This is a genomic window from Candidatus Methylopumilus planktonicus (genome assembly GCF_000981505.1).
GTDB lineage: Bacteria > Pseudomonadota > Gammaproteobacteria > Burkholderiales > Methylophilaceae > Methylopumilus > Methylopumilus planktonicus.
Map to the genome: position 1 here is coordinate 883,432 of NZ_LN827929.1, position 16,249 is coordinate 899,680.

Sequence of the window (16,249 nt, forward strand, 5' to 3'; positions counted from 1 at the left end):
AGGGGGATTTTTCAAGCATCTAGCTGAAGACGACAGACGAAATTAGGATATTAATTTAAAGTCTGATTAATTAAAAATATCGTAATTCACAAAAATGAAAATCAATTAATCAACTTAAATTCTTCCTAGCGGTATTGCTATTTCCACTAAAGGGGCTAGGTTTAAGTTTACAAAATATGGCTAATTTATTATTATTTTGCAATGAAAAAAATATTACTGCTTGTAGTTTTCTTTTTTAATTTTACTTATAACAACATTACTTACGCTTACAATGTTAGTGTTGGAGGTCTGACCTATAGTGTTTCCAGGATCGAAGGTACTTATTCCGATAATATTTCACTCCTTCAATCGCAAATTTGGTGGGGGAATACCTCTTTAGCACATACCTTTGCTCAAGCCACGGGAGGCAATTTTGGTTATCAATATTTCCCAGGATCACCTTCAAATTTCAGTCTTTTATTTATGACCTCCCGCTATATAGATACAAGTCCCTTTTGTGTAGTCTTCTTTATGTGCAGTGACCAAAATAGCGGTGTTGTCATGGAAAATCCATCAGTCTATAGTCCAGCAAATTCAATCGCTGTAAATATGTTTGATTCTACCCTTTACTTTGCAATCGCATCACTTGCTGGCCCCTCCGCTATCAACACCCAATCCTCTATGCAATATCAAGCAAGCCAATTGCGTTCAGCCTTTAATACACAAACGGTAGCTGCTAACTTTGCTTTGAATTACGACTGTACTTTATTTGATGCGAAGGGGATGTGTATTTCAGCAGGTGGCAGATATACAACGATTGATAATCCAAACATTAATAATTCAGCAGCAGTTGTGACTTTAGGTTACAAGGTAAACCCTAACATTCGTATCGGTGCTTATTTAGATCAGAACATGAATATCAGCAAACCTACAGGCATTGATATCGGTAACAACACACCGCTCATGGGCCTATATGCTGTGTGGAATAAAGAACAAAGTGGGTTAGGTTATCAAGTAAGGCTCGCTAATACTTATCAAGATAAAGATGTGACATCGACTCGAACAGTATTTGATACTTCAGAAGCAGGCAGAGGTAAATCAAGTCTTCAATCACAAAGTTATTTAGCCGAACTCTCATACGCATTTCAGTACCAAGATAAAACACTCGTCCGTCCTTATGCAGGACTTCGTTACACACATTTAAAACAAAAAGGTTATACAGAAGCAACCTCAACTACTGTGACAGATCCTTTGACAGTCGCCGCCTTAACAGATAAAAGTGCTACGGCATTATTAGGTGTCAAAGTGCAACGTTCATTGACGGATAAAGCGACCCTCACAGCACAATTAGGATTAGAACAAGATGTGCATCATAAGGTGGATAACTATTCAGCGACCGATTTAAATGGCAGTGATTTAACAGCGATTGCATTTAATTCAAATATTAAACGCACAAGACCAGTAGCAAGTATTGGTGCTTTTTATGATGTTAGTAAAACACAACGCGCATCAGCCACCATTAATTACCAACAATTACCATTTCAATCTACTGGAAGTGCCACAGCTTATTTCAATTACATGATTGGGTTTTAAGGTATAAAAAAACCACCTCTCAGTGGCTTCTTACTCTAACTAGGATGTGGTGGAGCTGGGGGGAATCGAACCCCCGTCCGTAAGCACTCTACAGAAAGTTCTACATGTTTAGCTATCGTTGTTTTTATTTAACGGTTCAATCACCAACGAGCAAGCAATTTCGCCGCGAGTCACCTTAGTTTGATTATTAGTTAAGTGACCCAACTAATAACGAGCTTCTCTTTATGACGCTGCTGTGGTTGCCCACCCGACCGAGAAGCGCTTCGGTGCAGCGTCCAGCTGGATTAAGCAGCTAGAGCGTAAGTTTCGTCGTTTGCGACTATACTTGTTTCTAGATGGATTTACGAGGTAACTAGGCCTCGACATGCCCTCACCTGCTTTGCAACCCACGTCGAAACCGGGTCAGCCCCAAAGCAAGCAGTCATTATACTACTTCTTATTAGCTGCCCGCATGATTCTTGCCTTATCCCGCTCCCAATCGCGCTCTTTTTCAGCGTTACGTTTGTCGTATTGTTTTTTACCTTTAGCCAAACCTATTTCGATTTTAATACGCCCGCCTTTAAAGTGCATGTCGATAGGCACCAAGGTGTATCCAGAGCGCTCTACTTTACCGATGAGTTTTGCGATTTCTTCGCTATGGAGAAGTAGTTTTCGGGTGCGAATCGCATCGGGACGAATGTGAGTTGAAGCGGCTCCCATAGGCGTAATATGGCAACCGATGAGATAAATCTCGCCTCGCTGAATAATGACATAGGCTTCCTTGATGTTGGTTCGATTGTCGCGAATGGCTTTAACTTCCCAACCTTCTAATATAATACCCGCTTCATATTTTTCTTCGATGAAGTAGTCGTGGAAAGCTTTTTTGTTTTGAACAATACTCATGGAAACTAACTAATCCTTTAAAATGTGTATTTTACGCTAATTCAATTTATCTCATGGCTGATGTCAAAAAAAATGTGATTGTAAATCACTCGGTGGACCGGATGTTTAACCTTGTGGATCGTATTGAAGACTATCCCCTATTTTTACCCTGGTGCGGCGGCTCAAAAGTATTAGAGCGAAATAGTGACATCACAAAAGCCTCAATCCTTATTAAATATAGTGGGGTTAATCAAAGCTTCACCACACAGAACACTAAAGATTATCCCCATCGCATTGATTTAAAACTTATCGATGGACCTTTTAAAGTATTAGAAGGCTATTGGATATTTACAAAAATTAATGAAGAGGCATGTAGCATTGAATTTCATTTGCATTACGAATTTTCAAATTTCATTTTAGATAAATTGATTTCCCCAATATTCAGTCAAATTGCGAATACGTTTGTGGATGGTTTTGTAGCCCAAGCTGATAAAATATATACAAAATAACTTAAAGATTAAAGAGTGTTTTATGTCAAATGAAATCTTGATTGAAGTCGCTTACGCACTCCCAAAAAAGCAGCTCATTATTCCTGTCAAAGTGAAACAAGGCATCACGGCGGCAGAAGCGATTCAACTTTCAGGGATCATAAAAAAATTTCCTGAAATTGATTTGAGTGTGAATCAAATCGGTATCTTTGGAAAGCTCACACAATTGGATCATGTGATGCGTGAGCGTGATCGTATTGAGATCTATCGGCCTCTCATTGCTGACCCTAAAGAAATTAGACGTCAACGGGCCGCCGAAGGTAAAGTCATGAAAAAAGGTGGGGATAGCGCATAAAAGCTCGCATTTCTTAGCTATAACGAGACTTTTTCTGTATAATTTCTTTTTGCGCAAAGGATCAAAAGATGCGTTTAATACATCAAGCACTCACTTTCGATGACGTGCTCCTCGTTCCAGCTCATTCCACAGTATTGCCTCGTGAAGTTAATTTAACCACTCAATTAACTCGAAAAATCAAACTTCATATTCCCATTGTATCGGCTGCGATGGATACAGTGACTGAGTCAAGACTCGCGATTGCGCTAGCGCAAGAAGGTGGACTTGGTATCATTCATAAAAATATGACACCACAAGAACAGGCTTACCAAGTATCCCGTGTTAAACGTTTTGAGTCTGGTGTGGTGAATGATCCCATAACAATCAATCCAAATATGTCAGTGCGCGATGTCATGAACCTTACAGCACTTCATAAAATTTCAGGTTTACCTGTATTGGATCGCGGCAAAATTGTCGGTATTGTTACCAACCGAGATTTACGTTTTGAGACGAATCTTGATCAGCCTATTAAAAATATCATGACACCACGTGATCGATTGGTCACTGTCAAAGAGGGAGAATCCAAAGAAGAAGTGATTCGTTTACTTCATCACCATCGTCTAGAGCGTGTATTAGTGATTGATAAAAATGATGCATTAAAAGGTTTAATTACGGTTAAAGATATCCAAAAATCATCCGACCATCCTTATGCATGTAAAGACGATAAAGGTAGGCTCTGTGCAGGGGCCGCGGTGGGTGTGGGTGAAGGTACTGAAGAGCGCGTTGAATTATTAGCTAACGCGGGTGTTGATGTCATTGTCGTTGATACAGCACACGGTCATGCGCAAGGAGTTATTGATCGCGTCACATGGGTTAAAAAACATTTCCCACATATCGAAGTGATCGGCGGCAATATTGCGACAGCGGATGCGGCAAAAGCGCTAGTTGATGCCGGAGCTGATGGTGTCAAAGTCGGTATCGGTCCAGGTTCTATTTGCACCACAAGGATTGTGGCAGGTGTCGGCATTCCACAAATTACTGCGATTAGTAATGTCGCTGAAGCATTAAGTAAACTTAATATTCCATTCATTGGTGATGGCGGTATTAGATTCTCAGGAGATGTCGCAAAAGCGATTGCTGCAGGTGCTAACTCTGTGATGTTAGGCTCCATGTTCGCAGGTACTGAAGAAGCTCCAGGTGAGGTTGAGCTCTTCCAAGGTAGGTCTTATAAATCATATCGCGGTATGGGTTCCATCGGTGCGATGCAAAAAGGCTCATCCGATCGCTACTTCCAAGATTCTGAAAACAATGCCGATAAATTAGTCCCTGAAGGTATTGAAGGACGCGTGCCTTATAAGGGAAGTGTGATTAGTGTCATTCATCAATTGATGGGTGGACTCAGGGCTTCAATGGGTTATGTGGGGGCTAGAACGATTGATGAGATGCGCAATAAAGCTAACTTTGTACAAATCACAAGTGCGGGCATGCGTGAATCGCATGTGCATGATGTGCAGATCACTAAAGAAGCACCCAATTACCGTGTGGATTAATTTAAATCTATCAACCAAAAAGCCTCCGACCAAGGAGGCTTTTTAAATCCTATGGATAAAATTCTTATACTCGACTTTGGTTCGCAATACACACAACTCATTGCACGTCGTGTGCGAGAGTTGCATGTATATTCGGAACTTCATTCGCATGATATGAGCGAAGAAGATATCAAAGCATTTAATCCAAAAGCTATTATTTTGTCAGGAGGTCCTAATTCGGTTTATGAATCGGATACACCTATCGCACCTCCCATTATTTTTGATCTTGGCGTTCCAGTCTTAGGCATTTGTTATGGCATGCAAACGATGGCAGCTCAACTCGGTGGCAAGGTTGAAAATGCACATACACGTGAATTCGGTTATGCAGAAATTAGAGCGCATAACCACTCGCCTCTTCTAGAAAACATCCAAGATAAAACGAATCCAGAAGGTCACGGTCTTCTCGATGTATGGATGAGTCATGGTGATAAAGTGACTGAACTTCCGCCGCAATTTAAAGTAATCGCAAGTAATGCTTCCACTCCCATCGCTGGCATGATGCATGAAACAAAAAAATTCTATGGTGTGCAATTCCATCCTGAAGTCACACACACTAAACAAGGTTTTAACATTCTTAAACAATTCGTTACTTCCATTTGTGAATGTAAATCGAGCTGGACGATGCCTAATTACATTGATACGGCAGTTAAACATATTCAAGAGACTATTCAAGATGATGAAGTGATATTAGGTTTATCAGGCGGGGTGGATTCATCGGTTGCAGCTGCCCTCATTCATCGGGCGATTGGTGATCAACTCACGTGCGTATTTGTTGACAATGGCCTTCTTCGTTTAAATGAAGCGACACAAGTCATGAAAACTTTTCATGACAACTTAGGTGTCAAAGTCATTCATGTGGATGCCTCAGATAAATTTCTAGGTGATTTAAAAGGTGTGACGGACCCCGAACAAAAACGAAAAATTATTGGCCGTGAATTTGTGGAAGTGTTTCAACATGAAGCTAAAAAAATTCCAAAAGCTAAATGGTTAGCACAAGGCACGATCTATCCTGATGTCATTGAATCAGCGTCCGCTAAAACTAAAAAAGCACATACGATTAAGAGTCATCACAACGTCGGTGGCTTACCTGAAACATTAAATTTAAAACTTCTAGAGCCCTTACGCGAACTTTTTAAAGATGAGGTACGTGAATTGGGTGTGGCATTGGGCTTACCTAAAGCGATGGTCTGTCGTCACCCCTTCCCAGGTCCTGGTTTAGGTGTGCGTATCCTAGGCGAAATCAAATCAGAATTTGCAGACTTACTTCGTCGCGCGGATGCCATCTTTATAGAAGAGCTTATGAATTCAGGCTGGTATGACAAAACCTCTCAAGCTTTTGCAGTATTTTTGCCTGTGAAGTCAGTAGGTGTGATGGGCGATGGTCGAACTTATGAATATGTGGTGGCATTAAGGGCCGTTGTCACATCCGACTTTATGACGGCACACTGGGCAGAATTACCTTACGACCTATTAGGTAAAGTATCGAACCGTATTATCAATGAAGTGCGTGGTATCAATCGCGTCGTCTATGACGTTTCAGGTAAACCACCTGCAACGATTGAGTGGGAATAATCCATGAGTCGCGCATTTGTTAAAGAAAATGATTTAGAGCATGCAGGGATTGATATCCCTGAAAGACCCATCAGTGATGAGCCTAATTATGTCACGCCGAACGGTCTCAAATTGCTCAACGCGCAAATTGATGCGTTAGAAATTGAGCGTGAAGAATTAAAGAATAAAAAGGATGATCCTATCGCTAAACAAAAAATTGCTATCGTTGAGCGAGATATGCGTTATTATGCAGCGCGGATTGAGTCAGCGATTCTCACAGCGCCTAAAGAAGAAGATCATTCAATGGTATTGTTTGGTGCCAAAGTGACAGTCGAAGATGAAGATGGTGAATTAAGTACTTATGAGATTGTGGGTGAAGATGAAGCGGACATTCATAAAGGTAAGGTGAGTTACTTATCCCCTCTTGCCGAAGCACTTATTGGTGCAAAATTAAATGATGAGGTGACATGGGAAAAACCGATGGGTGACACCTATCTCATGATACAAAAAATAGAATATTAATTTTTAAAGAAAGAAATAGCATGCAAGTTAAAGAAGCGATACAACAAAGAAGATCGATTAAGCACTTTGATACCAATCACATGATGACTGAAAAAGAGATTCATGAACTTCTCTCGCATGCGATTTTGTCCCCTACGGCTTTTAATATTCAAAACTGGCGATTTGTTGTTGTGACAGATAAAGCTTTACGTCAAAAAATTCGTAGCGTCAGTTGGGGCCAAGCGCAAGTGGAAGAGGCTTCAATTTTGATTGTGTTGGTTGCAGACCTTATGGCGTGGAATAAAGAGCCCGCTCGCTATTGGAAGGATGCACCCAAACCTGTGCAAGATTATCTAGTGCCAGCCATTCAACAATATTATGAAGGCAAAAAAGAAGTACAACGTGATGAAGCGATGCGCTCATGTGGTATGGCGGCTATGAATCTCATGCTCACCGCTAAATCGATGGGCTACGATACCTGCCCTATGGATGGCTTTGATTTTGATAAAGTGGGTGAATTATTAAACTTGCCTTCGGATCACATGCCTGCCATGTTTGTATGTGTAGGAAAAGGTATTAAAGAAGCGATGCCACGAGGCGGTCAACTCCCACTTGATGAAGTCGTCATTCAGAATCAATTTAAATAAAAAATTTTAAGGATCTATCAGCGTGCTTATTAGTAATAACATCACCATTCAGTTTGGTGCAAAACCCCTCTTCGAAAATGTCTCCGTTAAGTTTGGTGACGGAAACCGTTATGGTTTAATCGGAGCTAATGGTTGTGGCAAATCCACTTTCATGAAAATTTTAGCAGGTGTATTAGAACCCACTTCAGGTAATGTCTCGTTAGATAAAAATGAACGTATGTCATGGCTTAAGCAAGATCAGTTCGCTTATGAAGATCAGCGTGTATTAGATGTGGTCATGATGGGTCACGAAGAAATGTGGAAAGCCAATATTGATAAAAATGCGATCTACTTGAATCCGGATGCGACAGAAGAAGATTATATGAAGGCCGCTGAATTAGAGGGTGTATATGCAGAATTCGATGGGTATACCGCTGAAGCCCGCGCAGGTGAATTATTAATTGGTGTAGGTATTCCCATTGAGCAACATCAAGGTCCTATGAGTGCGATTGCACCCGGTTTTAAATTGCGTGTGCTATTAACACAAGCCATTTTTTCAAATCCAGATATTTTGTTACTGGATGAACCCACGAACAACCTAGATATTCATACGATTCAGTGGCTAGAAGATACATTGAATAATCGTAACTCATCCATGATTATCATTTCCCATGATAGACATTTCTTAAATCAAGTATGTACGCACATGGCTGATATGGACTATGGAAAGCTCACAGTGTACCCAGGTAATTATGATAATTACATGGAAGCTTCCACCATGTCTCGCGCACAAAAATTGAAAGATAACGAGAAGGCCAAAGACCAAATTGCAGAGCTTCAAGAGTTTGTGCGACGCTTTTCAGCGAACGCTTCAAAAGCCCGTCAGGCCACAAGTCGTGCCAAACAAATCGACAAGATTAAAGTAGAAGAGTTTGTCCCTTCAAGTCGTCAATATCCTTACATTCGTTTTGATTACGATGATAAAGACAAACTTCACCGCCAAGCGGTGGAAATTAAAAATCTCACACATGGATATGATCACGACTTATTTAAAGATTTCAATCTGCTGGTCGAAGCGGGTGAACGAATTGCTGTCATCGGTGAAAACGGTATTGGTAAAACTACGTTTCTTCGAGCGCTTGTAGGTGACATCAAACCTAACCATGGTGAAATCAAATGGGCTGAAAAAGCTAAGATTGGTTACTTCGCGCAAGACCACGCGACTGATTTTGAAAAAGACGTAACGCTCTTTGACTGGATGAAAAATTGTGCACAATCAGGTGAAGATGATCAGGCCATTCGTAGTATTTTGGGAAGACTGCTTTTTTCAGGGGAAGATACAAAGAAATCTGTAAAAGTATTATCAGGGGGAGAGCAAGGTCGTATGCTCTTCGGTAAATTGATGCTTGCGAAATCCAATGTGCTACTTATGGATGAGCCCACCAATCACATGGATATGGAATCGATTGAATCTCTTAATACGGCACTTGATAAATTTAAAGGCACACTTTTCTTTGTGAGCCATGATAGAGAGTTCGTGAGTTCAATTGCAACAAGAATTATTGAAATCAAGTCAGATCACATTATTGATTTCACAGGTAATTACGAAGAATATCTTTTGACTCAAACGCAAACCGCTTAATTTTTATTTTTTAGGTTTTAGTTTTTAGCGTTGAGTGGATAGATTTTAAAATCATCTGAGGACTCATTTGCACCAAGCACTGACTTATTTTAGTGCCTTCACAACCATCCATGCCACAAGGCCTGCAAGCAAAGGTAGGGTCATCCGCTTTCGATAAAGCAATGACTTGGTATTTCACTTTCCAAGGACGCCAATTGAGATCATTGGTAGGTCCAAAGATACTCACCACGGGTGTTTTCATTGCACTTGCTAAATGCGTTGACATGCTGTCAATGGTGACAACTAAATCAGACATTTCATAAAGTGCTGCCGTATCTTCGATTGAGAAATCATTTGTTAGCATGGGTTTTGATTGGCACAAATCACTAATAGCTTGATTGGTGATTAAATCCACTTTTGATCCAGATAAAACGACATGCATTTTTTTGGATTTTAAGGCATCTATAATATTGGCCCATGTGCTGATAGGAATTTCTTTAAATTTCCAACGTGAAGAAGCGTGAATCACAATCAATGTATTTTTAGAAACCTGTTCCGCTTGCAACCATTTTTTAACTTTAAGTTGATTCTTATGAGGAGCACTTAATTGATAAGAAGGAGCTTCTTTTTTTTGATATAAGTTAGCCGCTCTTAACAAATCGACATCTTGCTCGGCTATTGGTCTATTGTCTTTTAAGGGGGCTATTAAATTAAATGACTGATGCCAGAGAGGTCCTCTTCTTGAGGCTTCTCTTGCAACGCTTAGATCAATATGAAGAAAACGCGCTAAGAGCGCACCTCTCCAATCCACTGAAAACTGCGCTAAGAAATCATAATGATTGGATATGAGCTTTTTAAATATTTTGTAATAGGAAGAATATTTTTGGAATCCTTTTAAATGCCTTGGAATAACAAAGACATCTCTGACTCGTGGATTCATTTTAAATATGGACTCACTTTCAGGTAAACACACAACATCCACATACTTAAAACTTTTCGGCAATGCTGCAATAGAAGACGTCAATATAATCGAGTCTCCGATATTTTTTGTTTTAAGGAATAAAGCAGTTTTGATAATGATTCCCTTATGAGGCTTTCAATAATGCGTTTATATTTTTCATGGTAAATGCTAATGCATCATCAACTTCAGGGCCTTCAAGGTTTTTATATTTATAGACAGACATACATTGCGCTTTGACATAAGGCTCAATAAATGTTCTATCTCTAAAAGAATTTTTATTATCTTTGTGAAGCACGACTGAAGGTATCTTTAACATAGAAGCCATCGTTTTAAACACGCTGTCACTTGCTATCATAAGATCAGACTGATTCACTAAGGATAGATTCTTAATGACATTTTGATCGTGTGCTAGCCTCATTCTTCTATCAGTTTTGATATGAAGCGACTTTAATTCATTTTTTGTACCAAATAAAATGACTTTATATTGTGCAGGTAGAAGTAATGCTAGAAGTTTTAGTACAAAGTCTGGGCTCAATGCCTTACCGGCGGCTAATTTACTCGACCCCATATGAATACCGATCACATATGGTTTTTTAAGCGCTTTCTTTCTTGTGCTAATAAAAGGATTGGTCTTAAAAAAAAGCGTTCGTGGGCAAATATAAGTGTCGGGTAGTTTTTGAAGTCTATCTCTGATCTCTACATAATCTTCCCAATTGGTATAAAAATAATATTTTTTTACATTTATGCCCAAAGCTTTGAAAAAAGCTTCTGCATATAAAAAATGGGTCAGTACAGTATATGAATAAGATTTATGTTTGAGAATAAAAGGGAGGAACTGAAGGAAGTCTCCGATACCGCCTTGGATTTGCAGTGTGATTTTTTTAGGGCTTTTTACGATCGCTTCCGCATACCTGATTTGACTATCCCAAAAAAACGATCGAAATCGTATCGTTTCGGCATAATAAGGTACTGATTTTTGATGCAAACCTACTGAATCAAAAATTCTTGCAAGGAAGTAAAAGTAATATTTTTTAAAATGTCGATTCATAAAAAATATTCTATAGATATTTAATCTATAAGAAAAAACTTATTCTTTAGATGCGCGTTTACGCTCATGCTCTAATAAAAAGCGTTTACGGATACGAATCGATTTTGGTGTAATTTCAACTAACTCATCATCCTCAATAAATTCCACTGCGGATTCTAATGTTAACTGAATGGGTGGCACTAACCTTACCGCTTCATCCGTACCTGATGCTCGCACGTTTGTGAGCTGCTTACCTTTAATCGGATTCACAATAAGATCGTTGTCTCTAGAATGAATGCCAATCACCATACCTTCATACAATTTATCACCCGGGCTTGAATACATACGACCACGGTCTTGCAACTTCCATAAAGCATAAGCCACGGCTTCGCCGTGTTCAGCTGAAATCAATACACCATTTCGACGTCCTGGCATATCAGGTTTCACAGGCGCGTATTCATCAAAGACGTGCGCCATGAGACCAGTGCCTTTCGTCATCGTCATGAATTCACCTTGGAAACCAATGAGTCCTCGTGCAGGAATTTTATATTCTAAACGTGTACGACCATTACCATCGGATTCCATATTTTGCACTTCACCACGACGACGGCCTAATTCTTCCATGACAGCACCTTGTGTATCATCTTCTAAGTCAACCGTTAATACTTCATAAGGCTCACATTTTTGCCCATTGATTTCACGGTATACGACGCGTGGTTTACCCACAGCCATCTCGAACCCTTCACGACGCATGTTTTCTAATAAAATTGTGAGGTGGAGTTCTCCACGACCTGAAACACGGAATACATCTGCGTCTTCTGTATCTTCAACACGTAACGCTACATTCACCAATAATTCTTTTGTTAAGCGATCTCGAATTTGTCGGCTGGTGACAAATTTACCTTCAGTACCTGCAAGAGGTGACGTATTGACCATAAAGTCCATCGTCAATGTGGGTTCATCGACCGCCATGATAGGAAGACCCACTGGGTTATTTGTGTCAGCAATAGTGACCCCAATACCAATTTCTTCAATACCAGAAATAATCACAATATCGCCCGCTTCTGCTTCTTCCACTGGAATTCTATCTAGCCCTTTAAAGCCCAAGACTTGATTGATACGACCTTGAGATACTTGTTTATCACCATGCATAACTACGACAGATTGGCCCGATTTGATCACACCATTTTTAATTTTACCCACACCTAATCGACCGGTATAAGTTGAATAATCAAGAGCTGAAATTTGTAGTTGCAGAGGTTTATCGCGACTCCCCTCTGGAGGTGCGACGTGTTTTAGTACGGCCTCAAATAACGGCTTCATCGTATCTGATTTTTGGTTCATATCGAGTGTTGCAAAACCATTTAATGCAGACGCATACACAATCGGAAAATCTAACTGCTCATCGGTTGCACCTAAGTTGGCGAACAAATCGAATGTATGGTTAATCACCCAATCGGAACGTGCGCCTGGACGGTCTACTTTATTAATGACAACAATCGGTTTTAAACCGAGTGCTAATGCTTTTTTAGTCACGAAACGTGTTTGAGGCATCGGGCCTTCAACTGCGTCAACAAGGAGTACCACCCCATCGACCATACCTAATACGCGTTCAACTTCGCCACCGAAGTCAGCATGTCCTGGGGTATCCACAATATTAATGTGTGTACCTTCAAAATTGACCGCTGTATTCTTAGCTAAAATCGTGATGCCACGTTCTTTTTCAATATCATTGGAATCCATGACGCGTTCCGTGACTGCCTGATGTTGTGCGAAGGTGCCTGATTGCTGAAGAAGTTTATCGACGAGGGTGGTTTTACCATGATCCACGTGGGCGATGATGGCAATGTTTCTTAAATTGCGTGACATAAAAAGTGCTACCGAAATTGAATTGAGGCCGAATTCTAGCATATTATGAAGAAAATAAGCTTTGATATTCATGGATTTATCTATATACTGCGCACTCACATAAAGTAACACCTTGCGCGTTTAAATCTAGTGATTGGAAGTTTTGAATTTTTTAAAAGATTAAATGCACCTAACCCTTTTTTAAGGAGTATGACATTGTCTTTTGAATCATTAAACCTCGACCCACAAATCCTGCGCGCTTTAAGTAGCGTAGGTTATACAACCCCCACCCCAATTCAAGCCAAATCCATCCCTGTCATTATGGAAGGTCATGATCTCATGGCATCCGCTCAAACAGGCACAGGTAAAACAGCTGCATTTATTTTGCCTGCACTCAATTTACTTGCCACACCTCATCCTGTGAAGGATCGTGGCCCACGTATTTTGGTATTAACCCCGACGCGTGAATTGGCAGCACAAATTAACGAAGCCTCACGTAAGTACGGCTCGTTTATTAAGGCTAAAACGACCAGTATCGTAGGTGGCATGCCCTACCCATTACAGAATAAATTATTATCCCAACCGCTAGATATTTTAATCGCGACACCTGGTCGACTCCTAGATCACATGGAACGCGGTCGTATTAATTTGTCACGCCTCCAAATGTTAGTATTAGATGAAGCCGATCGTATGCTTGATATGGGATTTATTCCAGACGTTAAAAAAATATGTGCAGCGATTAATACCAAACATCAAACCTTATTATTTTCAGCAACATTAGATGGTCAGATTAGTAAGATCGCCAAAGATCTTTTACACAATCCAAAAACGATTGAGATTTCTCACTCTAAAGAGAAACATGAAAATATTACACAGCACATGTATTTCGTAGATAACCTAAACCATAAAAATAAACTCCTTGAACATTTGCTCATACAACCAGGTGTGAAACACACAATTATCTTTACCTCAACTAAACGTCACGCAGATTTATTAGCTGATGAACTTTATAACGCAGGTCACAAAACAGGGGCATTACATGGGGATATGACACAAGGCGCTCGTAATCGAACACTCACTAAATTTAGACATAACGATATCAGTGTGTTAGTAGCAACCGATGTTGCAGCGCGTGGTATTGACGTCGATGGTATTTCACACGTGATCAATTACGATCTTCCTAAATTTGCAGAAGATTATGTCCACCGTATTGGCCGCACAGGCCGAGCTAAAAAAGAAGGTGTTGCGATTTCTTTTGTGGCTCCTATGGATGGTAAAGCATTACGTGATATTGAAAAATATACGGGTCACAAAATTGATGCGAAAGTGATGGCAGGGTTTGAACCTAAGGTTCAATCACGCGATCAATTAGGTGAGGAAAGAAAATCTAAATCTCGCGGTGGTAAACGTAGCTTCGGTGACAAGAAATCATTTAGTGATAAAAAGCCTTATGGTGATAAAAAGTCCTTTGGTGATAGAAAACCTTTTGGTGATAAAAAATCATTTGGTGACAGAAAGCCATTTAGTGATAGACCATCTTTCGGGGATAAGAAATCTTTCGGAGATAAAAAACCTTTTGCTGATAAAAAACCATTCCGAAAAGATTTTGGTGCGAGTGATGCACTGAAGCGCGATAGCGAACCCAGAACGCCTAGAAGTCCTTTTGAGAAAAAAGCGACTGAAAAAAGGTTATTCGGAAAAACATCTGATAGAAAACCTAGCTTCAGTAGATCAGATAGCGATAAAAAAACTTTTGGTGATAAAAAATCATTTGGCGATAGAAAACCTTCTGACAGAAAAACAAGTGATCGAAAGCCGGTTGCCAAACGTGAATCTGCGCCAAAAACTTTTGCTAAAAAGCCAACAACGATTAGAACATTCAGATCTTCCGATTCAAAATCGGAAGCACCAAAACGTAAAGTGCACGTTTAAAATAATTACTGATTTCGCATGAAATCAGCGATGGGATAGAGCGTATTCAAAAGCGCTTTTATTTTTACTTCATTCATTTTTAAATTAGATTGATGTTTTAATGAGGGATGAAACTTTTTGCGCTCTTGATCTCGCTTCATCTACATTATCTGCAGAAGCCAATGCAATACCCATACGACGACGTTTGAATGAAGTAGGTTTTCCAAATAATCGCAAATCTGATTCTGGAACCGTAAGCGCTTTGTCAATATTTTCAAAAAGGATTCCATCTGCATCGTAATTGCCATAAATAACAGCGCTCGCAGAAGGACGATTTAGAGATGTATTTACAGGTAATCCTAAAATCGCACGTGCATGTAATTCAAATTCGTTCTGTCGTTGGCTCGCCATCGTCACCATGCCCGTATCATGTGGCCTTGGGCTTACTTCTGAAAACCATACTTGATCATTTTTCACAAAAAGCTCGACACCAAATAAACCTAAACCCCCTAAGGCATCCGTAATTTTTTTAGCAATCTCACGTGCTTTTGTTAATGCCACTTCGTGCATGGGTTGTGGCTGCCAGCTCTCCACATAGTCCCCCTGCTCTTGTTTGTGTCCAATGGGTTCACAGAAATAAGTTTCAATATCACCCTTTTCGTTTTTGGCACGAACTGTTAGTAAAGTAATTTCATAATCAAAATCAATCTGACCTTCCACAATGACGACACCCTTATTCACCCGTCCAGCCGAGGCTGCATAATCCCAAGCGTCTTTCACTTTTGAAGCTTCTGTAATCCGGGACTGCCCTTTGCCGGATGATGACATGGTAGGTTTCACAAAACAGGGATAGCCAATACCACTATCAATGGCCTTTTGTAATTCTTCTAAACTTTTAGCAAACGCAAAAGGAGAGGTTGGAAGTTTTAATTGATTCGCAGCTAAATCACGAATGCCTTCACGATTCATAGTGAGTTGAACTGCTTTAACAGTTGGAATGACAATCGCATCCCCACTTTTTTCGATTTGAGCTAACACGTCAGTATTAATCGCTTCAATTTCAGGGACGATGTAATGAGGTTTTTCAGATTTGACTAGCTTTAAGAGGGCCTGACTATCGGTCATATCAATCACATGAGATCGATGCGCAACCTGATGGCCTGGTGCATTTTTATATCGGTCTACCGCAATCACTTCCACGCCTAAACGCTGCAAAGCAATAATCACTTCTTTACCGAGTTCGCCACTTCCGAGAAGCATGACACGCGTAGCATGCGGCGTTAAAGGAGTTCCAATCTTCATAGCCAAAATCATATCATGAGGAAAGGTATCCGATTAGTTTCTTACTTAAAAAGTAAC

Annotated in this window: 14 protein-coding genes and 1 other RNA gene; 9 read left to right on the forward strand and 6 right to left on the reverse strand. The window is 40.1% G+C overall.

From position 1 onward, the window contains the following. Positions 1 to 201: 201 nt before the first annotated feature. Positions 202 to 1,572, forward strand: a complete 1,371-nt coding sequence (locus tag BN1208_RS04705) for an autotransporter outer membrane beta-barrel domain-containing protein (protein WP_052734643.1) — start codon at positions 202 to 204, stop codon at positions 1,570 to 1,572. 47 nt (positions 1,573 to 1,619) lie between these two features. Here BN1208_RS04705 and ssrA read toward each other — a convergent pair. Together ssrA and smpB are read right to left on the reverse strand one after the other, a co-directional pair. Further along, positions 1,620 to 1,982, reverse strand: a transfer-messenger RNA (tmRNA) gene (ssrA, locus tag BN1208_RS07210). Positions 1,983 to 2,001: 19 nt separating this feature from the next. Continuing rightward, entirely contained in the window at positions 2,002 to 2,454 is a 453-nt protein-coding gene (smpB, locus tag BN1208_RS04710; protein ID WP_046488349.1) for an SsrA-binding protein SmpB, read from the reverse strand. Between the two features lie 53 nt (positions 2,455 to 2,507). On the opposite strand from smpB, the gene BN1208_RS04715 reads away from it, so the two are divergent. The 7 genes from BN1208_RS04715 (at position 2,508) to BN1208_RS04745 (ending at position 9,164) form a co-directional block, all read left to right on the forward strand. Continuing rightward, positions 2,508 to 2,942, forward strand: a complete 435-nt coding sequence (locus tag BN1208_RS04715) for a type II toxin-antitoxin system RatA family toxin (RefSeq protein ID WP_046488350.1) — start codon at positions 2,508 to 2,510, stop codon at positions 2,940 to 2,942. Between the two features lie 22 nt (positions 2,943 to 2,964). Further along, on the forward strand, positions 2,965 to 3,276 hold the full coding sequence (locus BN1208_RS04720) for an RnfH family protein (protein WP_046488351.1): 312 nt from the start codon (positions 2,965 to 2,967) through the stop codon (positions 3,274 to 3,276). A 68-nt stretch (positions 3,277 to 3,344) separates the two neighbouring features. After that, a complete protein-coding gene (gene guaB / locus BN1208_RS04725) occupies positions 3,345 to 4,805 on the forward strand; it encodes an IMP dehydrogenase (RefSeq protein WP_046488353.1) in 1,461 nt (486 codons plus the stop codon). Between the two features lie 51 nt (positions 4,806 to 4,856). Next, positions 4,857 to 6,416 (forward strand): glutamine-hydrolyzing GMP synthase, encoded by a 1,560-nt coding sequence (guaA, locus tag BN1208_RS04730; RefSeq protein ID WP_046488355.1) that lies wholly within the window; start codon positions 4,857 to 4,859, stop codon positions 6,414 to 6,416. Between the two features lie 3 nt (positions 6,417 to 6,419). Then, a complete protein-coding gene (locus tag BN1208_RS04735) occupies positions 6,420 to 6,917 on the forward strand; it encodes a GreA/GreB family elongation factor (RefSeq protein WP_046488357.1) in 498 nt (165 codons plus the stop codon). Between the two features lie 20 nt (positions 6,918 to 6,937). Next, the gene (locus tag BN1208_RS04740) at positions 6,938 to 7,543 is read left to right on the forward strand and encodes a nitroreductase family protein (RefSeq protein WP_046488359.1); all 606 of its coding nucleotides are present in this window, start codon (positions 6,938 to 6,940) and stop codon (positions 7,541 to 7,543) included. A gap of 22 nt (positions 7,544 to 7,565) precedes the next feature. Next, entirely contained in the window at positions 7,566 to 9,164 is a 1,599-nt protein-coding gene (locus tag BN1208_RS04745) for an ABC-F family ATPase (RefSeq protein ID WP_046488360.1), read from the forward strand. A 10-nt stretch (positions 9,165 to 9,174) separates the two neighbouring features. On the opposite strand, the gene BN1208_RS04750 is transcribed toward BN1208_RS04745, so the two are convergent. The 3 genes from BN1208_RS04750 to typA form a co-directional block, all read right to left on the reverse strand. After that, positions 9,175 to 10,167, reverse strand: coding sequence for a glycosyltransferase family 9 protein (locus BN1208_RS04750; protein ID WP_046488362.1), 993 nt, complete (start codon positions 10,165 to 10,167; stop codon positions 9,175 to 9,177). Positions 10,168 to 10,228: 61 nt separating this feature from the next. Continuing rightward, positions 10,229 to 11,152, reverse strand: coding sequence for a glycosyltransferase family 9 protein (locus BN1208_RS04755; protein WP_046488363.1), 924 nt, complete (start codon positions 11,150 to 11,152; stop codon positions 10,229 to 10,231). A 39-nt stretch (positions 11,153 to 11,191) separates the two neighbouring features. Next, on the reverse strand, positions 11,192 to 13,000 hold the full coding sequence (typA, locus tag BN1208_RS04760; protein ID WP_046489310.1) for a translational GTPase TypA: 1,809 nt from the start codon (positions 12,998 to 13,000) through the stop codon (positions 11,192 to 11,194). A 195-nt stretch (positions 13,001 to 13,195) separates the two neighbouring features. Between typA and BN1208_RS04765 the strand changes: the two genes are divergently transcribed. After that, a complete protein-coding gene (locus BN1208_RS04765) occupies positions 13,196 to 14,911 on the forward strand; it encodes a DEAD/DEAH box helicase (RefSeq protein WP_231854601.1) in 1,716 nt (571 codons plus the stop codon). An 84-nt stretch (positions 14,912 to 14,995) separates the two neighbouring features. Here BN1208_RS04765 and purT read toward each other — a convergent pair whose 3' ends face one another. Then, positions 14,996 to 16,192: a formate-dependent phosphoribosylglycinamide formyltransferase gene (gene purT / locus BN1208_RS04770; RefSeq protein WP_046489314.1), complete on the reverse strand. Its 1,197-nt coding sequence runs from the start codon at positions 16,190 to 16,192 to the stop codon at positions 14,996 to 14,998. Positions 16,193 to 16,249 lie beyond the last annotated feature (57 nt).